This window comes from Corynebacterium sp. 11A, from assembly GCF_008930935.1.
In the GTDB taxonomy this organism is placed as follows: domain Bacteria; phylum Actinomycetota; class Actinomycetes; order Mycobacteriales; family Mycobacteriaceae; genus Corynebacterium; species Corynebacterium megadyptis.
On sequence record NZ_PQMR01000001.1, the window covers coordinates 508,989 to 531,024 of the forward strand.

At 63.0% G+C, this 22,036-nt stretch carries 20 protein-coding genes; 10 read left to right on the forward strand and 10 right to left on the reverse strand.

Annotated elements, in window-relative coordinates; all coding sequences use genetic code 11:
* The first annotated feature begins 374 nt into the window (after nucleotides 1-374).
* Entirely contained in the window at nucleotides 375-1,307 is a 933-nt protein-coding gene (locus GBB18_RS02205) for a heme o synthase (protein WP_151548613.1), read from the forward strand.
* 107 nt (nucleotides 1,308-1,414) lie between these two features.
* Here GBB18_RS02205 and GBB18_RS02210 read toward each other — a convergent pair whose 3' ends face one another.
* The 5 genes from GBB18_RS02210 to mptB form a co-directional block, all read right to left on the reverse strand.
* Nucleotides 1,415-2,374 carry a quinone oxidoreductase gene (locus GBB18_RS02210; protein ID WP_151640662.1) on the reverse strand — a complete coding sequence of 320 codons (960 nt, stop codon included), beginning with the start codon at nucleotides 2,372-2,374 and terminating at the stop codon, nucleotides 1,415-1,417.
* A gap of 132 nt (nucleotides 2,375-2,506) precedes the next feature.
* The gene (locus GBB18_RS02215; RefSeq protein WP_151548993.1) at nucleotides 2,507-3,496 is read right to left on the reverse strand and encodes a heme A synthase; all 990 of its coding nucleotides are present in this window, start codon (nucleotides 3,494-3,496) and stop codon (nucleotides 2,507-2,509) included.
* Between the two features lie 130 nt (nucleotides 3,497-3,626).
* Nucleotides 3,627-4,397, reverse strand: a complete 771-nt coding sequence (locus GBB18_RS02220; RefSeq protein WP_225990212.1) for an ABC transporter permease — start codon at nucleotides 4,395-4,397, stop codon at nucleotides 3,627-3,629.
* A 58-nt stretch (nucleotides 4,398-4,455) separates the two neighbouring features.
* Nucleotides 4,456-5,406 (reverse strand): ABC transporter ATP-binding protein, encoded by a 951-nt coding sequence (locus tag GBB18_RS02225; RefSeq protein ID WP_151640609.1) that lies wholly within the window; start codon nucleotides 5,404-5,406, stop codon nucleotides 4,456-4,458.
* An 81-nt stretch (nucleotides 5,407-5,487) separates the two neighbouring features.
* Complete coding sequence (mptB, locus tag GBB18_RS02230) at nucleotides 5,488-7,239, reverse strand: polyprenol phosphomannose-dependent alpha 1,6 mannosyltransferase MptB (protein WP_151640610.1); 1,752 nt, start codon at nucleotides 7,237-7,239, stop codon at nucleotides 5,488-5,490.
* Nucleotides 7,240-7,395: 156 nt separating this feature from the next.
* On the opposite strand from mptB, the gene GBB18_RS02235 reads away from it, so the two are divergent.
* The 7 genes from GBB18_RS02235 to GBB18_RS02265 all read left to right on the forward strand — a co-directional run bounded on the left by GBB18_RS02235 (nucleotide 7,396) and on the right by GBB18_RS02265 (nucleotide 14,062).
* Complete coding sequence (locus GBB18_RS02235; RefSeq protein WP_225990213.1) at nucleotides 7,396-8,175, forward strand: metalloregulator ArsR/SmtB family transcription factor; 780 nt, start codon at nucleotides 7,396-7,398, stop codon at nucleotides 8,173-8,175.
* A 2-nt stretch (nucleotides 8,176-8,177) separates the two neighbouring features.
* Nucleotides 8,178-9,611: a Fe-S cluster assembly protein SufB gene (sufB, locus tag GBB18_RS02240; RefSeq protein WP_151640611.1), complete on the forward strand. Its 1,434-nt coding sequence runs from the start codon at nucleotides 8,178-8,180 to the stop codon at nucleotides 9,609-9,611.
* Nucleotides 9,612-9,616: 5 nt separating this feature from the next.
* Nucleotides 9,617-10,813: a Fe-S cluster assembly protein SufD gene (gene sufD / locus GBB18_RS02245; protein WP_151640612.1), complete on the forward strand. Its 1,197-nt coding sequence runs from the start codon at nucleotides 9,617-9,619 to the stop codon at nucleotides 10,811-10,813.
* A 98-nt stretch (nucleotides 10,814-10,911) separates the two neighbouring features.
* A complete protein-coding gene (sufC, locus tag GBB18_RS02250) occupies nucleotides 10,912-11,670 on the forward strand; it encodes a Fe-S cluster assembly ATPase SufC (RefSeq protein WP_151548607.1) in 759 nt (252 codons plus the stop codon).
* Between the two features lie 66 nt (nucleotides 11,671-11,736).
* Entirely contained in the window at nucleotides 11,737-12,996 is a 1,260-nt protein-coding gene (locus GBB18_RS02255; RefSeq protein WP_151640613.1) for a cysteine desulfurase, read from the forward strand.
* A 148-nt stretch (nucleotides 12,997-13,144) separates the two neighbouring features.
* Complete coding sequence (sufU, locus tag GBB18_RS02260) at nucleotides 13,145-13,597, forward strand: Fe-S cluster assembly sulfur transfer protein SufU (RefSeq protein WP_151528743.1); 453 nt, start codon at nucleotides 13,145-13,147, stop codon at nucleotides 13,595-13,597.
* 48 nt (nucleotides 13,598-13,645) lie between these two features.
* On the forward strand, nucleotides 13,646-14,062 hold the full coding sequence (locus GBB18_RS02265) for a metal-sulfur cluster assembly factor (RefSeq protein WP_151528744.1): 417 nt from the start codon (nucleotides 13,646-13,648) through the stop codon (nucleotides 14,060-14,062).
* Between the two features lie 41 nt (nucleotides 14,063-14,103).
* Here GBB18_RS02265 and GBB18_RS02270 read toward each other — a convergent pair whose 3' ends face one another.
* Entirely contained in the window at nucleotides 14,104-15,276 is a 1,173-nt protein-coding gene (locus tag GBB18_RS02270) for a lycopene cyclase family protein (RefSeq protein WP_151640614.1), read from the reverse strand.
* Nucleotides 15,277-15,432: 156 nt separating this feature from the next.
* Between GBB18_RS02270 and GBB18_RS02275 the strand changes: the two genes are divergently transcribed.
* A complete protein-coding gene (locus GBB18_RS02275; protein WP_151640615.1) occupies nucleotides 15,433-17,064 on the forward strand; it encodes an ABC-F family ATP-binding cassette domain-containing protein in 1,632 nt (543 codons plus the stop codon).
* Between the two features lie 83 nt (nucleotides 17,065-17,147).
* Here GBB18_RS02275 and GBB18_RS02280 read toward each other — a convergent pair whose 3' ends face one another.
* The 3 genes from GBB18_RS02280 to GBB18_RS02290 all read right to left on the reverse strand — a co-directional run bounded on the left by GBB18_RS02280 (nucleotide 17,148) and on the right by GBB18_RS02290 (nucleotide 19,684).
* Nucleotides 17,148-18,521, reverse strand: coding sequence for a PFL family protein (locus GBB18_RS02280; protein ID WP_151548603.1), 1,374 nt, complete (start codon nucleotides 18,519-18,521; stop codon nucleotides 17,148-17,150).
* 48 nt (nucleotides 18,522-18,569) lie between these two features.
* A complete protein-coding gene (locus tag GBB18_RS02285) occupies nucleotides 18,570-18,839 on the reverse strand; it encodes an ACT domain-containing protein (RefSeq protein ID WP_151528870.1) in 270 nt (89 codons plus the stop codon).
* A 92-nt stretch (nucleotides 18,840-18,931) separates the two neighbouring features.
* Nucleotides 18,932-19,684 (reverse strand): glutamine amidotransferase, encoded by a 753-nt coding sequence (locus GBB18_RS02290; protein ID WP_192795879.1) that lies wholly within the window; start codon nucleotides 19,682-19,684, stop codon nucleotides 18,932-18,934.
* Between the two features lie 75 nt (nucleotides 19,685-19,759).
* Between GBB18_RS02290 and GBB18_RS02295 the strand changes: the two genes are divergently transcribed.
* Nucleotides 19,760-21,439 carry a formate--tetrahydrofolate ligase gene (locus GBB18_RS02295; RefSeq protein ID WP_151640617.1) on the forward strand — a complete coding sequence of 560 codons (1,680 nt, stop codon included), beginning with the start codon at nucleotides 19,760-19,762 and terminating at the stop codon, nucleotides 21,437-21,439.
* On the opposite strand, the gene GBB18_RS02300 is transcribed toward GBB18_RS02295, so the two are convergent.
* Complete coding sequence (locus GBB18_RS02300; RefSeq protein ID WP_151528750.1) at nucleotides 21,436-21,999, reverse strand: TetR/AcrR family transcriptional regulator; 564 nt, start codon at nucleotides 21,997-21,999, stop codon at nucleotides 21,436-21,438. The genes GBB18_RS02295 and GBB18_RS02300 overlap by 4 nt on opposite strands.
* Between the last annotated feature and the right edge of the window lie 37 nt (nucleotides 22,000-22,036).

Genomic DNA, 22,036 nt, shown 5'->3' on the forward strand with positions numbered 1-22,036 from the left:
GCGGTGATTCACCTTCGACGCTGGCGCACGCTAGGATTAGGCCCTTGGTGGCTGTCGTGGCCGCCGCCGCGGCCCGTGGTGTGGGGTGCGGCACACTTATTCGGTAGCGGCCCGCCCCATATAAACGGGGTACGGAATTCGAGTCCGCATCAGGGATGCGCGTTGGGTTCCCGAACCACGGGGAGGCGGCGTGTGGGAACTTTTTTGCCCCGGCCACCGACTACTCTCGAGATGGACTGCGGAATTTTTCATGCAGCGAACTGAGAGTAGACGCACCGATGCCACCGTCCTGTGCGTTGTGCACGGGCCGCGCGGCGAGCACCAGACAGCAATAACCAGCGACGAGCGATGTACACCTGTGGGAAGGCGATTTCTTGGAGACGATCAAGGCTTATTTTGCGCTGACGAAGCCCAGAGTGATCGAGCTTCTCCTCGTGGCTACTTTCCCCGCGATGCTCCAAGCCGATCGCGGCTCCATCGACCTCGTCCTCATCCTGCTCACTCTCATCGGTGGCTGGATGGGAGCGGCTGCCGCCAATACGTTCAACATGGTGGCTGATGCCGATATCGATCAGGTGATGGCCCGAACCTCCACGAGGCCGCTGGTGAAATCGAGCGTCTCTACCCGCAACGCCGCCGTCTTCGCATGGGCGCTGACCGTCGCCAGCTTCCTCTGGCTGTGGCTACTGTGCGGCTCCCTGACCGCCGCGATGTTGGTGATGGTGACCATCGCCTTCTATATCTTCGTCTACACCAAATGGCTGAAGCGTCGGACACCGATGAACGTGGTCTGGGGCGGCGCTGCCGGCTGTATGCCCGTGCTCGTGGGCTGGGCCGTGATCACCGATAGCATCCCGAACCTCGATAACGCCCAGTGGTGGCAGGCCATTGTGCTCTTCCTCATCATCTTCTTCTGGACCCCGCCGCACACCTGGGCGCTGGGAATGAAGTATAAGAAGGACTATGCGGCCGCGGGCGTACCCATGCTGCCGGTGGTGGCCACCGAAACGCAGGTGACCAAGCAGATCGTGGTCTACACCTGGATCACCGTGGCGACCACGCTGCTGCTCTTGCCGGCGACCGGCTGGATCTATGCCGTGGCTGCCGTGGCTGCGGGCGTGTGGTTCATCATGGAAGCCCATCGCGTGCACCGGCTCACCGCCGCGGGTGATCGCTCTAAGCCCTACCGGCTGTTTATCATCTCTAATAACTATTTGGCCGTGGTGTTCGTGGCGCTCTCCGTCGACGCCGCCCTCGGGCTCCAGACCCTCGGCGAAGGCTTCGGTTGGGGCCAGATCCTCTTCTAATTCCGGCACTCGCCCAGCCACTTCTTACTACAGCAGCACCCTCGATACGTGAGAGTTCATCACAGGTATCGAGGGTGTCGTCGTCTATACCGAGGGTGGGCGGCGTCTTAGATTTTCAGCACAATTGAGCCGGTGGTGGCGCGGCTCTGCAGGTCGCGATGTGCCTGGGCGGCGTCGGCAAGATCATAGACGCCGCCGACTCGAACATTGAGATTGCCGTCGATGATCTCTTGGATCACGGCCTGGGCACGACGGGTGAATTCGCCCTCGAGGCTGGTCCACGCGCCGATTGAGGGGCGGGTGAGATAAATGGATCCGTGGGTATTAAGCAGTTGCGGGTCGAAGGGCTCCACCGGCCCAGAGGCGGCGCCGAAGAGACACACCACGCCCCGCGGCTTCACCACCTCGAGGGACTCGTGGAAGGTCGCTTGGCCCACGCCGTCATAGACCACATCCACCCCATGCCCGCCATTGAAACGTCGCACCTGTTCGGCAAGGTTCTCGGAGTAGCGAAAGACCTCGGTGGCGCCGGCCTCGTAGGAGAGCTCGGCCTTCTCATCGGAGGAGGTGACGGTGTAGACGGTGGCCCCGCGTAGCCGCGCGAACTGGGTGGCCATCAGGCCCACACCTCCCGCGCCGGCGGTGATGAGGCAGCTATCGCCCTGCTTCAGGGGATAGACGCCATCGGTGAGATAGTGGGCGGTAATGCCCTGCAAAAGCATGGAGGCTGCTACCTCGGGCTCGATGCCCTGGGGTACCGCCACGAGACGATCCCGCGGCACGGTGGCGTATTCTGCATAGGAGCCAAAGCCATCGCACCACGCGACGAGTGTGCCGGCGGCGATCTCGCCCTGGGGGTCATAGGCCACCCGCCCAGTGCCTTCGAAGCCGATCGTCATCGGCAGCGAGGAGTGATAAATTCCCTCGCGATAGTAGGTATCGATGTAGTTGACGCCCGCATAATCCACGGACACCAGCACCTCAGAATCGCTGGGCTCGGGAACGCTGACCTCTCGTAGTTGGAGCTTCTCGACGCCACCAGGTTCCTCCACGCAGATAGCGCGCATGGTGCTGGGGACAGTGTTCTTTGATGCGGTATGTGCGGTCATAGTGTCGATACTAATGAACAACCCCAGCACCGCGCCGTGAGTTCGGCAGCGAGGTACTGGGGGAGAGGAGTTCGGGGTGTAAGGAGCGCGCTAGTTTTTCGCGGCCTTGTTGCTGCGATCCTCTTGGATGATGGTGCGTTTTTCATCGCCCGCGGGAGAACCGGTGACGAGCGCCGATCCTTGGCGGCGGGCGTAGTGGGCGTAGACCACCGCGGTCAGCGCGGTGCACACCGAGCTCATGCCGACGTGCACGGGCACGGTCCAAGCCGGAATGGACCAGTTGTACTGAATGATGCCAACAGCGCCTTGGACGACGACCATAGCCACCAACCAGAAGCCGAGCTTGACGATCTTCAGCTGCGTCTTCACCGCTACGAAGGCCACGGCCAAGCCGATGGTGAGGCCGAGATAGAGATACATTGCGTGCGCGTGCAGATTCGCGATCTCCACGATGTCTACCTGCAGGCGATCCTCGGGGCGGATCTCAGCGTCACCGGAGTGCGTTCCCGCGCCGGTGACCATGGTGCCCGTGATCACGGTGATAAGCAGCGCCACGGCAGCGCCGGCGGCGAGCCCACGGAGCGCGGCCGGATAGTTGAAAGTGATCGTGCCGGTATCGGGCTCTTGGACGCGCACAAAGAGTATGCCGGCGAAAAATACCAGCAGTATGGAGGGAATAAAGTGCAGGGCGACCGACCACCATTGGAGGTTGATGAGCACCGAGACGCCACCGATAATTGCCTGTAACACGATGCCGAGAACCTGTACCCATGCGAGGTTGACGATCTCCTTGCGGCGGCCAGCCGAGATCACCGAGAGCAGCAGCATGCCGGCGAAGATAATGAGCACGAAGGTCAGCAGACGGTTGCCGAACTCGATGGCCTGTTGAATCCACGGCGCTGCCCCAGCCACTGGCACGAAGGAACCCTCGTGACATTGTGGCCACGTATTACACCCCAATCCAGAGCCGGTGACACGCACAATGGAGCCGGTTACGGTGATGCCGCCTTGGGCGATCAGCGTAAATAGGGCAAGCAGGCGCTGGGTGGATACTTTGGGCGACTGGCTGCGCAGACCCATGCGACGATTCTGCACGGGTTGCGGCGGCGTTGGGGTCGATGCGTGGGTACTCACAGTTGTCCTATTTTATTGTCTGACGTGGCTGAAAGAAACTTAGGCGTGCATGAGAACGCGGAGGTGTGACACGTCTCTAGTCGTGGAACTTAAACCAGCGATTCGCCGCCCACATGGCTGCCACTGCCCACAGCGCCAATATGAGCGCTTGGGCCAGGGGGAAGGTGCCGCTGAAGGCCCGGTCGAGGCCAATGGCCAACGCAACCGAGGGCACCGCATTCAGCAGCCCGGCCGCGTCGGGATCGAGCATGGAAAAACCGGCGATGCCGATGAGGATGAACCAGATGAGATTGGCCAGCGCCAGTACTGCCTCGGAGGAGAGTGTGCCGCCGAGCAGCATGCCGAGCGAGGTGGTGACGCACAACCCGATGACGAGCATGAGCGCGGCATAGGCCACTCCTATGCCGGTGGTCTGCCAGCCGAGGAGCAGGGCGGTTCCGCCGATGAGTACCACCTGCACAATGGTGACAACCACCACTGCGCAGATCTTGCCTACGATGATGGCCCAGGCCGGCACTCCCGAGGCCCCGATGCGTTTCAGCGCCCCGTAGCGGCGATCGAAGGCCACCGCGATGGCCTGGCCGGTAAAGCCGGAACTGAGCGCCGCAATGGCGAAGGTAATGGGCACCGCGAGGGCGATGGGGTCGTCGAGATCAAAGACGTTGACCTTGCTTATTCCCAGCAGCAGGGCGATGGGAATGATCACGCTGAGCAGTTGCTGCTCGCCGTGGCGCAGGAAGAGCTTGGATTCGATCACCGCCTGCGCCCACACCATGGCCGGCACAGAGGCCCGTTCGGGATCCGCACGAAACGTGCCCGCGGGGAAGGGGGTGTGCGTGCTAGTCACTGGTTATTCCTCTTTTCTCTGCTTCAAGTCCGTCATGCAACGTGGGGCGCTGGCGCTGCTAGGAGCGCATCTCGCGTCCGGTGAGATCAAGGAAAACATCCTCGAGGGTGCGATGGTTGGTGGATATGCTGCGCAGTAGCACATCCTGGGCGCGGGCAGTGGTAGCCAGAGCTGCGATCAGCTCCGGGGTGGCCGCCGCCTGCACGCGATAGCTGCGGGGGTGGGTCTCCACGACATTCGCCCCCACGGCGGCGGAGAAGGCTGCGGTATCGATAGCCACGCTGGTCTCAAAACTGATATCGGCGGCCTCGGCGCTTAAGGAACTGAGTTCTTCGGGTGTGCCCTCGGCCACGACGCTGCCGTGATCGATGATGACAACGCGGTCGGCGAGCGCTTCGGCCTCATCCATCAGGTGGGTGGTGAGGATGACCGTCACCCCGTCCGCCTTGAGGCTGCGGATGATCTCCCACACTTGCAGCCGCGATTGAGCATCCATGCCCGCAGTGGGCTCATCCAAAAAGACCAGTTCTGGGCGCCCGATAAGGGCACAGGCTAGGGAGACGCGCTGCTGCTGGCCGCCAGAAAGCCGCCGGTAGTTGGTTTTCACCAGCCCCTCAAGGCCAAGGGTATGCAAAAGCCAGTCCACATCGAGAGGGCGGGCTGAATAGGAGGCCACCAGGCGGAGCAGTTCTCCGACCTTGATTCCTGGGTAGGTGCCGCCGCCTTGGAGCATGATACCGATGCGGCGGCGGACATGCTCTGGGTTGGTGGTGGGGTTGATTCCCAGCACCTCAATGCTGCCTGCGGTGGGCGTGAGGAAGCCTTCGCACATCTCGATCGTGGTGGTCTTGCCTGCGCCATTGGGGCCAAGCAGGGCCACGACCTCACCGTGGTCCACGCTGAGACTGAGCGCGGCGACGGCCTGGGTGGCCCCGAAGGATTTGCTTAGCTCTTTAAGCGCGAGGGCGGGACCTGGGGTCGCCGTTCGATCTTTGTGCTCAGTATTCACAACTCGATAGTCTAGGATGCCCAGTCGCCGCGTGGCATAACCTGTCCGCCGTGGCGCGCATCCTACGACGCTTGTCGACGCTTAGTCCCAGCCAACGATCCCGCGACGGCGCAGGAAAACGTAGACCAAGGTGAGGAAAACCACGCCCAGCAGGGCAGAGCCCACATAGATGGCGATCACTGTGGTGGGAGGAAGCGACAGCCCGCGCGGCATGATGAACAAACTGAGCAGGGCGCAATAGCCGGCCGCTCCGGCGCGGAAGAGTCGCCGGTTGGCCCAGGCGGCGAGGGGCAGAATGGCCCAGAGCATGTACCAGGGATGCACCACTGGAAAGAGGATCACCAGCATGAAGGTGGCCACCCCCAGCCCGCCGATGGGGTGGATGGTGCCGCGATAGGTGGCAAAAAGCATGCGCACCATGAAGGCGGCTGCCAGCAGCAGGCCCACCCCGCGAGTGATGCTCAGCAGTGCTTCGGTGTGATCGCCGAGTTCGAGCAGCATGCCGATCCAGCCGCCGATCACCCCGATGTCTGTGGTCAGGGAGAGCCAGGAGCGGATGGTGGCCGCGCCGCCTTGGCCGCTGATCCAGCCGGTGGGGATGCCCGTGAGCGCGGTGACGGCCGCCACGGAGCCGACGAGTATGGCGAGCTGCACCGCGCCCGCGCCGAGGACCGCCACGGCCGTGTGGCGCCCGCGGAGATGGATATGCCGAGCGAGTGCCATACCGATGAAGCCGAGGCCAATAAAGCCGGTGACTTTCACCATGCCGGCGCTCGAGATCAGCACCCCGCTGACCACCACCAAGCCCCACGCCTGCCAGGCCGGTCCCTTAAGGGCGCTGAGACGGTCGATGCCGCGTAGCCCCAACTCCATGCCGAGTAGTACGAGGCCCAATTGGATCGACTCATTATGAATTCCGCCCACGAGGTGCAAGATGGCTAGGGGATTGAGAATGCCCAGCCACAGCGCCGCCTGTACGGACACCCCGCAGCGGCTGGCCAGCTTGCTGAGCGCCCAGGCGGCGAGAAGCATGCCCACTAAGCTGATGATGCGGTGGGCGAATACCCCGGCCGCGATCGAATCGCCGGTGATCTTCGCAATCACTGACGCGATGCCGAGTGCCACGGGGCCATAGGGCGAGGGTGAGTGGGACCAAATCAACGGCACCGAGCGGGCCAGCACGTCATCGGTGCCGAGGATGTCTACCGGGCCGGCACTATAGGGGTCGAAACCGCGATCCACGATCGCGCCCTGCGCCAGATAGGAATAGATGTCTTGGGTAAACAGGGGAGCGGTGAAGAAGATCGGCGTCACCCAGGCCACGAAGGTGCGCGCCAGCATGGAGGTCGATACCAACACCCGCGAATGGCGGGGGCGGGCCATATCCGCGCCCACAAACGGGGCGATGAGCAGCCATGCAATCACCATCAACCCCGCCCCGGTGATCACCAAGATGGAGGAGGTTTGGATCATCCGCCCCATGATCGAGCCGCCTGGGAAAGACGTATAGGGATCTCCCAACACCGGCTTTGCCCCAGCGCCCAGTCCACCGAGGGCCAACGTCAGTGCTCCGAGGGCGCCCAGCCAGCGCAGCGTCGCAAAGCGAGCGAGCTGCAGCGGATCCATCCGCCGTGGGGCGCGGGAGCTAGAGACCGGGAGGAGATCATGGCCGGTGGCGGCGCGCACGATGGTGGACCCGCTCGCCTCTGGCTCGGCGCCAATGTGCAGACTGGCCGAGCGCGAGCCAGCGTGGCCGAGACGCGGCAGGGTCGCCTTGAAATCATCTGCTGCTGCGGCCGCGCGCCGGCGGCGGGGCTGTTGGGTATCCGACACAGCTATGAGTCTAAAACACCACCGGGACATCGTTGGCGCACGCTGGCCGGCAGGGATCGCGTTTGCGCGGCCCCCGCTAATTAAGGAACACTAGTGTTGTCTTATAATGAGACACGAGTTGTCCATCATAGTGAATTTAAGGAGGTGAACGCGCACATGACGCACTCTGTTTCCCGTCACACCACTCCGTCCGTGCAGCCACGGGCGGCGGCTGCTTCTCGCGCTGGGCTTGCTCGCGGCGAGGAGAAGAAACGCAGCGAAGTGGAAACTCGCTCAACGGATGGTGATACCCGCAAGCAGATCCTCATGACCCTGCTCAAGCAGGGGCCAATGACGGCCTCCGCATTGGGTAAGGCCTTAGGGCTGTCCGCGGCAGGTGTGCGCCGTCACCTCGATATTTTGGTTGACGACGCCCTCGCGGAAACGGTGGAGCCCCGCTCCTCTCGCGGGCGTGGGCGCGGTCGACCAGCCAAAGCATTCCAGCTCACCGACGAAGGCCGAGCCCACTTTGGGCACGACTACGACACTCTCGCCGTGCTCGCTATCACTGCGCTGCGGGAGACCGGTGGGCCCGAGGCCGTGCGGGAGTTCGCTCGGCAGCGTGTAGCCCAGCTACTTGCGCATGTGGACCCTGCGGCGGACGATGAAGACTCGACATATAAAACAGCCCAACAGGTCGCGGATGCACTCAATGCCAATGGCTACGCATCCGAAGTCAAAGAAGCTGGTGGGGGCGTGCAAATTTGCCACCACCATTGCCCCATCTCGCATGTGGCCTCGGAACACCCGGAGCTATGCGCTGCAGAGTATGAGGTGCTCTCCGAGCTACTCGGTCAACACGTGCAACAGCTGGCGACCATTACCGAGGGGCACGGAATTTGCACGACCAACATTCCCTTAACACCCATAGACCACACTCCTGAAGAAAGGAGCTGAACATGACTCAAGCAACACCCACTGCTCCGTCCTCCGATGACGAGATCATTGAGTCCATTGGCCCCTATAACTACGGCTGGCATGACTCCGACGTAGCCGGCGCCACCGCCAAGCGCGGCCTGTCCGAGGACATCGTTCGCGATATTTCCGCTAAGAAGGACGAGCCGGAGTGGATGCTGAATAACCGCCTGAAGGCGCTCAGCATCTTCGATAAGAAGCCCATGCCCACGTGGGGTGCGGACCTCAGCGGCATCAACTTCGACCAGATCAAGTACTTCGTGCGCTCCACCGAGGAGCAGGCACAGACCTGGGATGACCTGCCCGAGGACATCAAGAACACCTATGACAAGCTGGGCATCCCCGAGGCCGAAAAGCAGCGCCTTGTCGCCGGCGTCGCCGCGCAGTACGAGTCCGAGGTGGTCTACCACCAGATTCGTGAGGACCTCGAGGCCCAGGGTGTGATCTTCCTCGACACCGATACCGCCCTGAAGGAGCACCCCGAGCTCTTCAAGGAACACTTCGGCTCCGTGATCCCGGCCGGCGACAATAAGTTCTCCGCGCTGAACACCGCCGTCTGGTCCGGTGGCTCCTTCATCTACGTGCCCAAGGGAGTCCACGTCGACATCCCGTTGCAGGCCTATTTCCGTATCAACACGGAGAACATGGGCCAGTTCGAGCGCACCCTCATCATCGTGGACGAGGATGCCTATGTGCACTATGTGGAGGGCTGTACCGCCCCGATCTACAAGTCGGATTCCCTGCACTCCGCCGTGGTGGAGATCATCGTGAAGAAGGGTGGCCGCTGCCGCTATACCACCATTCAGAACTGGTCCAATAACGTCTACAACCTGGTGACCAAGCGCACTAAGTGTGAAGAGGGCGCCACAATGGAATGGGTCGATGGCAACATCGGTTCCAAGGTGACGATGAAGTACCCGGCCGTGTGGATGACCGGCCCCCACGCCAAGGGCGAGGTGCTGTCTGTGGCCTTTGCTGGCGAGGGCCAGTTCCAGGACACCGGCGCCAAGATGACCCACATGGCTCCCTACACCTCCTCCAATATCGTCTCCAAGTCCGTGGCCCGCAGCGGCGGCCGCGCCGCCTACCGCGGTCTGGTGCAGATCAACAAGGATGCCCATCACTCCACCTCCAATGTGGAATGCGATGCGCTCTTGGTCGATAGCATCTCCCGCTCGGATACCTACCCCTATAACGACATTCGCAATGACCACGTGACCCTCGGCCACGAGGCCACCGTGTCGCAGGTGTCGGACGATCAACTCTTCTACCTCATGTCCCGCGGCATCCCCGAGGACGAGGCCATGGCCATGATCGTGCGCGGCTTCGTGGAGCCGATCGCCAAGGAGCTGCCGATGGAATACGCCCTCGAGCTCAACCGCTTGATCGAATTGCAGATGGAAGGATCGGTGGGTTAAGCACAATGTCAACTCCCCTCACTGAAACCGAAGCGACTATCACCCCGGTTGGGGCCGGCACCGGCCACCAGACTAAGGGCGATCGCTTCACATCGTTTTCCACCGCCGATTTCGAGGTCCCGAAGGGGCGTGACGAGGACTGGCGCTTTACCCCCATGCGTAAACTCCGCGGCCTGCACGATGGCAGCGCCGGTGCGGGGCAGCGCGCCGCGATCACCGTCACAGGCGCGAGCGAGGGCGTGAGCGTCAGCGAACTGGCGATGGACGATCCCTCGCTGGGACGCGCCGGCGCCCCCGTGGACCGTGCCGCCGCTCAGGCCTGGGAGAACTCCGAGGTAGCCGATCGTGTGAAGGTGGCCAAGAACGTCGCTCTCTCCGAGCCCGTGGTGATCACCATCAGCGGCCCCGGCACCGATGCCGTGTCCTATGGCACGGTCGTGATCGAGCTGGAAGAGAGCGCAGAGGCCGTCGTCTTCTTGCGCTATGAGGGCTGTGGCGCCCACTCCGACAATGTCGAGTTCATCATCGGCGACAATGCCCGGCTGACCACTGTGGTGCTCGAGGACTGGGAGGATGACGCCGTCCACCTGTCCAACTCTCACCTGCTGGTGGGCGCCGACGCCACCGTGCGCCACTACTACGCCGCCTTCGGTGGCGAGGTGGTGCGCACCGTGCCGCACGTGCGCTACACCGCTCCCGGTGGTGACGCCGAAATGCTCGGACTTTACTTCGCCGACTCCGGCCAGTACTTCGAGCAGCGACTGCTGGTGGATCATTCCGTGAAGAACTGCCGCTCCAATGTGCTCTACAAGGGCGCGCTGCAGTCCACTGGTGAATCCAGCCGCTCCGAAGCCCGCACCGCGTGGATCGGCGATGTGCTGATCCGCCCAGAGGCCACTGGTACCGATACCTACGAGAAGAACAACAACCTGCTGCTCACCCAGGGCGCCCGCGCCGATGCTGTGCCGAACTTGGAGATTCAGACCGGAGAAATTGTTGGCGCCGGCCACGCAGCCACCGTCGGCCGCTTCGACGATGAGCACATGTTCTACCTGCAGTCCCGCGGTATCCCCGAGTCCGAGGCCAAAATGCTGATCGTGCGCGGCTTCTTCACCGATGTGATCAAGCGGATCCCGATTCAGGAGATCCGCGACAACCTGGAAGAGATGGTGGAGCAGGAACTGACCGCCACGGTGCTCTAGCGCGTAGTGCGCCACACCATCGCCCCTGCCCACACCATTGCGACAAGGCGCCGCTATGCTCGGTGCCGATTCACCACAGTTAGGAATTAAAACCACTCATGAGCACTCTTGAGATTAAGAACCTGCACGCCCAGGTTGTGCCGGCCGACGAAAACGAGAAGCCGAAGATGATCCTGCACGGCGTGAACCTCACCATTAAGTCCGGTGAAACCCACGCCATCATGGGCCCCAATGGCTCCGGCAAATCCACACTGTCTTATGCCATCGCTGGCCACCCCCGTTATGAGATCACCGAGGGTGAGGTGCTTCTCGACGGCGAGAACCTGCTGGAGATGGACGTCGACGAGCGCGCCCGCGCCGGTCTCTTCCTCGCCATGCAGTACCCGACCGAGGTCCCCGGCGTGTCGATGGCGAACTTCCTGCGCAGCGCCGCCACCTCCGTGCGCGGCGAGGCCCCGAAGATTCGCGATTGGGTGAAGGAAGCCCGCACCGCGATGAATGAGCTCGACATCGACCCGGCTTTTGCCGAGCGTTCGGTGAACGAAGGCTTCTCCGGTGGCGAGAAGAAGCGCCACGAAGTGCTGCAGCTCGGCCTACTGAAGCCGAAGTTCGCGGTGCTGGACGAGACCGACTCCGGTCTGGACGTGGACGCCCTGCGCATTGTCTCCGAGGGCATCAACCGTTATAAGGAGCGCGAGAACGGTGGCGTGTTGATGATCACCCACTACCAGCGCATCCTCAACTACGTGAAGCCCGACTATGTGCACGTCTTCGCCGCTGGTCGCGTGGTGGAGTCCGGCGGACCCGAGCTGGCCCAGCAGCTCGAGGCAGAAGGCTACGAGAAGTTCGTTAAGTAGCAGCCCAGCGAGTAGTCGCCGCCGCACCATCACCTCGACCGAGACACCCATAGAGGAGAATCACCCATGGCAGAAAGGCAGAGCCCTGTCGATACCGCGCGGATTCGCACGGATTTCCCGATCCTGAGCCGCACGGTGCGCGAAGAGCGCCCGCTGATCTATCTGGATTCTGGCGCCACCGCCCAGCGCCCTCGTCAGGCAGTGGATGCGGAGCGTGACTTCCTCTTCCACCACAACGCACCCGTGCACCGCGGGGCCTATCAGCTGGCCGAGGAAGCCACCGATGACTACGAGCAGGCCCGCGAGCGTATTGCCCGCTTCGTGGGCGCATCGGTGGGAGAGATCGCCTTCACCAAAAACGCCACCGAGGCCCTCAACGAGGTCGCCTATATTCTCGGCGATGATCGCTCCGGCGAGTACGCCGTGGGCGCGGAGGATGAGATCGTGGTCTCCGAGCTGGAACACCACGCCAATCTCGTGCCTTGGCAGGAGCTGGCGCGACGTACAGGCGCCACCCTTCGCTGGTACAGCAGTACTGAGGATGGTCGAATCGACCTCGATTCCCTCGTGCTCAGCCCCCGCACCAAGGTGGTGGCGCTGACCCACCAGTCCAATGTGACCGGAGCCGTGCTCGATGTCGAGGAAGCCGTCCGCCGCGCCCACGAGGTAGGGGCACTCTTCGTGCTCGACGCCTGCCAGTCTGTGCCGCATATGCCTGTAGATCTGCACCAGCTGGGTGTGGACTTCGCCGCCTTCTCCGGGCACAAGATGCTCGGCCCCACTGGGGTGGGTGCACTCTATGGGGGCCAGGAACTGCTGGATTGCCTCCCGCCCTTCCTCACGGGCGGATCCATGATCGAGAAGGTGAACATGGACAGCTCCACCTACACGGTGGCGCCGCAACGGTATGAGGCCGGCACCCAGATGACGAGCCAAGTCGTGGGGCTCGGCGCTGCGGTGGCCTATCTCGAAGAGGTGGGGATGGAGGCGATTGCCGCCCACGAGCACGAACTCACCGCCTATGCGCTGGAGCAGCTCCAGCAGATTGAGGGGCTGCGCATCATTGGCCCCACCACCGCCGAGAATCGGGGCAGTGCCGTCAGCTTCGTGGTGGAAGGTATCCATCCGCACGACCTGGGGCAGGTTGTTGACGATCACGGCGTGTGCATCCGGGTGGGCCACCACTGCGCGTGGCCGGCGCATACCACCCTGGGCGTACAGGCCACCGCGCGGGCGAGCTTCTACCTCTACAACGAGAAGTGGGAGATTGACGCCCTCGTGGAGGCCATCAAGGCCGCCCAATCCTTCTTTGGCCTGAGCCGCTGATACGTAAGGCGGCCACGGCCACTATCTCCCTGAGTGGCTAAGATCGGGGAGACAGGTTGATAGCTTGAGGCGGGCGTCTGAGTGCCTGCACCGCGGAATACCCGTGCGAAAATCCGACTTTGTATTGCAGAAGGGCTAGTCCAGGCTGATGAAGCTGGAAAACATGTATCAAGAAGTGATCTTGGATCACTATAAAAACCCCCAACACGCAGGGCTGCGCGAACCCTTCAATGCGGAAGTGCATCACGTGAACACCTCCTGCGGCGATGAGCTCACCTTGCGCGTGCGACTGTCCGAGGACAAGTCCACCGTGGAGGATGTCTCCTATGAGGCCATCGGATGCTCGATTAGCCAGGCCTCCACCTCAGTGATGGCAGAGGAGATCGTGGGCAAGTCCGTGGAGGAGGCCTTCGCGATCCTCGCCGAGTTCGAGAAGATGGTCACCTCTCGCGGCACCATCGAGGGCGATGACGAGATCATTGGCGATGGCATCGCCTTCGCCGGCGTATCGAAATACCCGGCCCGCGTGAAGTGCGCCCTGCTGGGCTGGAAAGCCTTCGAGGCCGCGACGTATGACGCCGGCGCCGACCCCGCCGCCTAGCCACACCACCGCCAGCCCGAGCAGCTACACACACCGAAGCGAGGACGCATGTCTGAAGAACACACCACGCCCGAGACCGAGGACACCACCATCGACGCGGCCGCCGAACAGCCGCAGCCGCCCGCCGAGCGCACCCCTGAGCAGCTTGCGCTCGCCGGCAAGGTAGAGGAATACCTGATGGATGTGATCGACCCCGAGCTCGGCATCAACGTTGTTGATCTCGGCTTGGTCTACGACATCTGGATCGAAGGGGAGAGCACCGCCATGGTGAACATGACGCTGACCTCTCCCGCCTGCCCCCTGCAGGGGGTCATCGAAGAGCAGGCTAATACCGCTGTGCTCAGTAACCTCGAGGGTGAAATCAGCGAACTCCAGATCAACTGGGTATGGATGCCCGCCTGGGGCCCGCAGATGATCAACGAGGAAGGCCGCGAGCAGCTACGCGCGCTCGGCTTCTCCGTCTAAGCGCGAGCACCCGTCGCCTGCAGACATGGCGTCGTAGTATCTCACCGCACACCCGCAGCGATACGACGGCGCTTTCTGCTACTACGCAGCAGTGCGGGAAGCACAATCGCCCACGGCCGCCGCCACAGCGGGCGCAGAAAGGGGTGGCGCAGGCTGATGCGGCTCTGCAGCCGGACCATGGTACGCGCCACCGCCCACGGATCCTCGCCGGTGACATACGCCAACTGATCCGCCGCCGGCAAGGAGAAGAAACGCCCGAAGAAGTCCTGCAGCTGCGGCCCAGAGGCCTGGGTAATCAACTGGGCACCGATATTGCGCAGCAGATGAGCCAGCCAGCGCCGTGGCTGCGGCACGCGCAGAGCCGGCAGAACAGAGTGTTCGGCCGCGGCGAGCCGATCCAGCAGGGGATCGACGCTGCGTGCGGTGTCAGCCACCGAATAGCCAGTGGCGGGATTAATGGACCCAGCTCGCGCCCCGCACGCCCAGGCACCGGGCAGCGGCCGGCCATAGGTGCCCATCGGGATAAACACGATCTCCTCATCCTGCTGCGCGGCTGCGGCGGCGCGTGGATCCGGTAGATGGTCCGCTAGGCGGATGTTGAGCCGTTCGCGGAGAAGAGCGAGGAGATGGCGTCGTGAAGCGGCAACAGTGCAATCGATATCGGTGGCGAGGATGGTTTCCTCCCACAGCCACTGCCCCTGCACACGCTGGGTGTAGAGGAAACTCGGCGGCAGCTGCTGCTGTGTCGTGGACTGCCGCCAATCCATGAATACCGGCGTATCCTGCGGCGGGGCCGCGGGCAGCAGCCGGCCGACAGCTACCTGCCAGAGCGCGCGGTGCGGGTTGGCGCCACGGCAATCGATGATCGCATCGGCGCTCACATCGGCGGCGCTATGAACAGCCGCGGTATGCACCCGGAACCGGTCTGCACGGCACAGCCGCTCCACGGCCTCGTGCACCGCGGCATTGTCCAGCATGCGATAACAGAAGGGTAGCGGCTGCAGCTGGACGCTCGTGCCGCTGGACTGCATGGGAGTCGGCGGCCCCAGCAGCGGCTCCAGCCAGGCGGGCAGTTGGTGATCGATCAGGCCATAGGTGGCGCTCCACTGCTGCAGCCCGCGGGGGTCATAGGCGTCGATCTCCCAGCCGCGGGCCGCGGCGCGCAGCGCCACCATCGCCCCCGCCGGCCCCAGTCCGAGAATCGCTATACGCACGCTTACCTTCCCGTTGTTGTTGGTGTTCGCCGCCGTCGATCGGTGGGAGCACGCGGGCGAGGTGAGGGCGGTGGTACGGACGTTATGTGCCACCCAGTGGCGTTCCCGCCGCCTCGCCGCATCGATGCCGAGGCGCACCTGCTATCTTGGCTGTTTGTGATTGTAACCAATGATCTTGAAGTCCGAGTTGGCGCCCGCACCCTGCTCAACGCACCGGGGCAGCAGCTGCGCGTGCAGCCCGGTGATCGTATCGGTTTGGTGGGGCGCAATGGCGCAGGCAAAACCACTACCATGCGCATCCTCGCTGGGGAGGGCGAGCCCTATGGCGGTAGCGTAACCCGCAGCGGCGAGATCGGGTATCTGCCCCAGGATTCCAAGGAGGGCGATATCGAGCAGACCGCGCGGGATCGCGTGCTGTCCGCTCGGGGGCTGGATCAGATCCGGCGCAGTATGGATAAGCAGCAAGAGATCATGGAATCCACGCTCTCTGATACCAAGCGGGATACTGCGATCGGCAAATATGCCCGGCTGGAGGAGCGCTATCACTCTCTCGGCGGCTATGAGGCCGATAGCGAAGCTGCCCGCATCTGCCATGCGCTCGGCCTCGAGGAGCGCGTCTTAGAGCAGCAACTCAAAACACTCTCCGGTGGCCAGCGCCGCCGTGTCGAGCTGGCGCAAATCCTTTTCGCGGCCACCGCCGGCTCGGGACGCTCGGCGACCACCCTGCTGCTCGACGAGCCCACCAACCACCTCGACGCGGACTCGATTACCTGGCTGCGGGAGTTCCTCTCCAAGCACGAGGGTGGGCTGATCATGATTTCCCACGACGTCGAGCTTCTCGAGGCCGTGTGTAACAAGGTGTGGTTCCTGGACGCGGTGCGTGGCGAAGCCGATGTCTACAACATGGGCTGGAAGAAGTACCTAGACGCCCGTGCCACGGACGAGGCGCGCCGCCGGCGCGAGCACGCCAATGCGGAGAAGAAGGCCGCCGCCCTCAAACAGCAGGCCGCGAAGCTCGGGGCGAAGGCCACCAAGGCCAAGGCCGCCAAGCAGATGGCTGCCCGTGCGGAGAAAATGGTGGACTCTCTCGACGAAGTGCGCGTGAGCGATCGCGTGGCTTCCATTTCTTTCCCCACCCCAGCTCCCTGCGGCAAGACACCGCTCAATGCGCAGGGCCTGACCAAAATGTATGGCTCCCTCGAGGTCTTCGCCGGAGTGGATCTGGCCATCGATAAGGGCTCGCGCGTGGTGGTGCTCGGCTTCAACGGCGCCGGTAAGACGACGCTGCTGAAACTGCTCGCCGGGGTGGAACGCACTGATGGCGAAGGCGGCATTGTCAGCGGCCATGGCCTGAAGATCGGCTATTTTGCCCAAGAGCACGACACCATCGATACCGAGGCGAGCGTGTGGGAGAACGCCATCAACGCCTGCCCCGATGCCAATGAGCAGGACCTGCGTGGCCTTCTTGGCGCGTTCATGTTCTCCGGCGATCAGCTCGACCAGCGCGCCGGCACCCTCTCTGGTGGTGAGAAAACCCGCCTCGCCTTGGCCACGCTGGTGAGCTCGCGCGCCAATATGCTGCTGCTCGATGAGCCCACCAATAACCTCGACCCACAATCCCGCGAGCAGGTGCTCGATGCTTTGCGCACCTACACCGGAGCGGTGGTGCTCGTCACCCACGATCCAGGCGCGGTGGAAGCCCTCGAGCCGGAGCGCGTGATCGTGCTACCCGATGGCACCGAGGATCTGTGGAACGAGTCCTATCTCGAGATTGTGGAGCTCGCCTAAAGCAGCAGAGCACCGCCGCGTGCGGCACGCCCCGCAGGCCCACGTACGGAGCACCGGCGCGAGGCTCCCCGCGGCGCCGGTGCTTAGTTGCGGAAACCGTGCACGGGCGCGGGGATGAAGCCGCCGCGGTCGATGAAGGCCTGATTGCCCACGGTATTCACCGGCATGACGGGCGCGTAGCCCAGAAGCCCGCCGAAGTCCACCTCATCGCCGACCTGCGCACCCGGTACTGGGATCACGCGCACGGCGGTGGTCTTATGGTTCATCACGCCAATGGCCGCCTCGTCGGCGATCAGACCGGAGATGGTCGAGGCCGGGGTGTCGCCGGGAATGGCGATCATATCGAAGCCCACCGAGCAGATGGCAGTCATGGCCTCCAGCTTGTCGATACTGATCGCGCCCGAGCGCACCGCATCGATCATGCCCTTGTCCTCGGAGACGGGGATGAAGGAGCCAGACAGCCCGCCGACGCGCGAGCAGGCCATCAGCCCGCCCTTCTTCACGGCATCGTTAAGCAGGGCGAGCGCTGCGGTGGTGCCGTGGGTGCCTACTTGGTCGAGGCCCATGTGCTCAAGAATATGCGCCACGGAGTCACCCAATTCGGCGGTGGGGGCGAGGGAAAGGTCCACGATGCCGAAGTCCACTCCGAGTCGCTCGGCGGCCATGACACCTACCAGCTGGCCGGTGCGGGTGATTTTGAATGCGGCCCGTTTAATCTCCTCGGCCACCTGGTTCAGCGAGGCGCCGGCGAGGCTACCGACGGCGCGATCGACCACTCCGGGGCCGGAGACGCCGACGTTGATCACCACGTCCTGCTCCTCAAGGCCGTGATAGGCCCCGGCCATGAAGGGGTTATCTGATACCGAGTTGGCAAACACGACCAGCTTGGCGCAGGCGATGGCTGAGCGATCCGCGGTATTCTCCGCGCACTCCTTGATGATGTGGCCCAGCGTGGCCACGGCGTCCATGTTGATTCCAGCGCGGGAGCTGGCCACATTCACCGAGCCACAGACCACATCGGTGGTGCTGAGCGCTTCGGGAAGGGAGGTGATGAGCCGTTGTTCCCCAGCGGTGGCGCCCTTATCTACCAGCGCCGAATAACCGCCGATAAAGTTCACCCCCACTTCGGCGGCCGCTCGGTCGAGGGCGCGGGCGATCTCCACGGGATTGCCGTCCACGGCAGAGGCCAACACGCCCACCGGGGTGATGGAGATGCGCTTATTCACGATCGGGATGCCGAGCTCGCGCTCAATCTCCTGGCACACCGGAACGAGATTCTCGGCGGCGGAGACCACGCGCTCATATACTGCCTCGGCGGTGGCGCTCATGGTGGAACGAATGCATCCCATGAGATTGATGCCCATCGTCACCGTCCGGATATCCAGGCGGTAACGTTCGATCATCTCAATGGTTTCAAGGATGTCAAGGCTATTGCCCTGACGGTAGCGGGAATCCATGTGTCTTCTCTCTCGGATGTGGTATCGACTACTCGCGGAGGGCTCCCGCTAAATGCTGTGCATGGCGGAGAAAATGGCCTCCGATTGGACGCGGATTTCCAGCTTCTCGGCGGCCTCCACATCCTTCATGGCGTTCTGCACATCGGAGATGCCGCGGACGGAATCGTCGAACTCGCAGTGCAGAATCATGGTGAAGTACTTATCCATGATGGTCTGAGAGACGTTGAGGATGTTCACATCCAGCTCTGCACACTTGGTGGAGACGGCGGCAATAATGCCGGTGTGGTCCAAACCGGTGACTGTCATGATTGCGATCATGGTCTTATTAGACCACACCGCCCAGACCCCCTCGGGTAGCGGATGCTTATCGACGCCACTCCGCTGCCCAGCACCGCGCCCGCGGCCAGCGCCTAGAGCGCGGGTTCGCGCAGCGCCGACGACTGCGGAACATAGTTCCGAGAGAAGGCGATGAAGTTGTGCACGATTGTGTGGGCGGGGCTGACATCGGCGGCGTCGAGTTCCGCGCAGATGCGCTCATAATCGTCCTTAGCAAAGTAGCCATCGTTCATATAGAAGCTCATGCGACGCTTCATGCCGGCGGCATTCATCTCGGGATGGAACTGGGTAGCCCAAGAATGCTCATGGGTGCGGAGCATGTGTACGAAGCCGCCGGGACCAGTGGCGAGAACGGTGGAGCCCGGTGCGGGGGTCACGACATTTTCTTTATGGCCGGTCATGGCGCGGAAGGTGGCGGGCACACCGGCGGTCAGAGGATCGCTCGCGGCGGCGTCGCTGAGCGTCACCGTGGTCAGCCCGGCTACCTCGGGGTGGGTGTGGCCAACCTCGCCACCGCGGACGGCTTGGCTAAAGCCGGTACCGAAGCAGACGAAAAGACTCGGCACAGGGGAGTGCAAGATGGCATCCAATTGCTCATGGACGGCCAATTGGTGCTCGCTGTAGTGCTCATTGGTCACGTTGAAGGGGCTGCCGCCGATGAACACCCCAGCGTAGCGGCTGAGATCCGGTAGTTGCGCTGTGGGGGAGTCGAGCATGTAGTGCTCCATCTCGGTGGCGTCGAGTCCTGCAGTATTGAGGAAGTCGTCGAATTCTGCACGGGCCACCGCATGACCCAGACGAGGGGAAACCACCAAGAAAGTACGCATGGCAGACAGTGTACATACCGCTTGGTCTATTTTGTCAATACTTGCTGTGTCCGAGCGTTCATTACGATGGGTACTATGAGTTCTCGCACCCAACCCTCGGACGTTGACATTGCCCAGGCTCACACCCTTGAGCCCATCACGGATATCGCCCATCGCGCTGGATTCAGCGACGAAGAATTGATCCCCTATGGCACCCGCAAGGCCAAGGTGGATATCACCTCAAGCATCGAGAAACCCGCCGACGCCAAGCTGGTGCTCGTCACCGCCATGTCGCCCACCCCCGCCGGTGAAGGAAAATCCACCGTGCTCATCGGCTTGGGCGATGCCTTGCGCAACGCTGGCCACAACACCATCGTGGCTATGCGCGAGCCCTCGCTCGGCCCCGTCATGGGCATCAAGGGGGGCGCTGCCGGCGGCGGCTATGCCCAGGTGGTGCCCATGGAAGACATCAACCTGCACTTCACCGGAGATTTCCACGCCATTTCCACCGCCACCAACACCCTGGCGGCGATGATCGACAATCACCTCCACCAAGGCAACGAGCTCGGTATCGATCCCCGCAGCATCACGTGGAAACGCTGCCTCGATGTCAATGATCGGGCGCTGCGTACCGCCGTGATCGGCTTGGGTGGTCGCGCCCACGGCGTGCCGCGCGAAACCGGATTCGATATCACGGCGGCCAGCGAGATCATGGCCATTCTCTGTCTCGCCAGCGATCTGGAGGATCTCAAGGCGCGCTTCGCCCGCATCGTTATTGGCTTCACAACCGCAGGCGAGCCCGTAACTGCCGGTGATCTCCACGCCGAGGGGGCCATGACAGCCCTCATGGCTGATGCCATTCACCCCAACCTCGTACAGACCTTGGGCGGCACCCCCGCGCTCGTGCACGGTGGACCCTTCGCCAATATCGCCCACGGCTGCAACTCGCTCATCGCCACCACGACCGCCATGCGACATGCCGATGTGGTGGTGACCGAGGCTGGTTTCGGCTCCGATCTGGGCGCCGAGAAGTTCTTTGACATCAAGTGCCGCATGGGCGAGATGTCCGCCGACGCGGTAGTCGTGGTCGCCACCATCCGCTCCCTGAAGTACAACGGCGGGGTAGAGCGCGAGGCACTCAATGAGGAGAACCTCGATGCGCTGCATGCTGGTCTGTCGAATCTCGAGCGACACTGCCGCAATATCGACACAATTGGGGCGCAGCCCGTGGTGGCGCTCAACCGCTTCGTCTCCGATACCGATGCAGAGAGGGCGGTGCTGCAGGAGTGGTCCGAGCGCACTGGCTACGCCGTGGTGGATACCCAGGTGTGGTCCGAGGGCGGCGCCGGTGCCACCGAGCTGGCAGCAGCAGTGGCGGAGGAGATGAACTCTGGGCGCAATAACCCGGCCCCGCTCTATGACCCCGCCGAGGGCGTGGAGGCCTCCATTAACACCATTGCCACCACGATCTACGGTGCGGCGGACGTAGAGTTCACTAAGCAGGCCCGCAAGGATCTACAGGTGCTGCGCAATCATGGCTGGGACACCCTACCGGTGGTGATCTCCAAGACGCAGTACTCCTTCTCCGATGATCCGAGCCAGCTGGGCGCCCCTGAGGGCCACACCTTGCATGTGCGGCAGCTGATTCCCAAGATTGGCGCTGGATTCGTCGTCGCCCTCACCGGCGATGTGATGACCATGCCGGGGCTGCCGAAAAAGCCCGCTGCCAACGGCATTGATGTCGATGGCAGCGGGCGAATTTCGGGGCTGTTTTAACGGCCGCGGATGGTTTCCTCGATGAGGTTGAGAACCTGCTCCAAGTGGGCAGGTTCTTGGCCGCTCACCAGCTGAGAGATGAACCCATCCATGAAGGTCTCGAGGTAGACCATGAGCACATCCACTTCTACGTCGTCGCGCATCCGGCCGCGGCTGGCATTGTCGCTGAGGCGCGAGCGCACGGCTTCATCGAGCACCGCCTGATGTTGCTGCCAGAGCGAGCGGAAGTGGGGATCGGTGCGCAGCATGCGCGAGATCTCTAGCCGGGTGGAGAGCCAGTCATAGCGCTCGGGATGGTGCAGCATATCGCGCATCACCTCCACCAGGCCTTCCCGAGCGGTCACTTCCGCCATGCGGGCAGCGTCTTCTCGGGCGAGCGCCAAGAAGAGGTGCTCTTTATCGTTGAAGTGGTGGAAGATGGCGCCGCGGGATTTCCCGGTGGCTTCTTCCAGCCGGCGCACGGTGGCGCCTTCATAGCCGTGCTGGGCAAAGCAGGCCCGCGCCGCGTCGAGAATGCCTTGGCGGCGTCGATTGAGGTCACTCGAACTGACTCGAGGCATAGTCCCGCACCTACTTTCTTCACGACAAAGGCGGGCA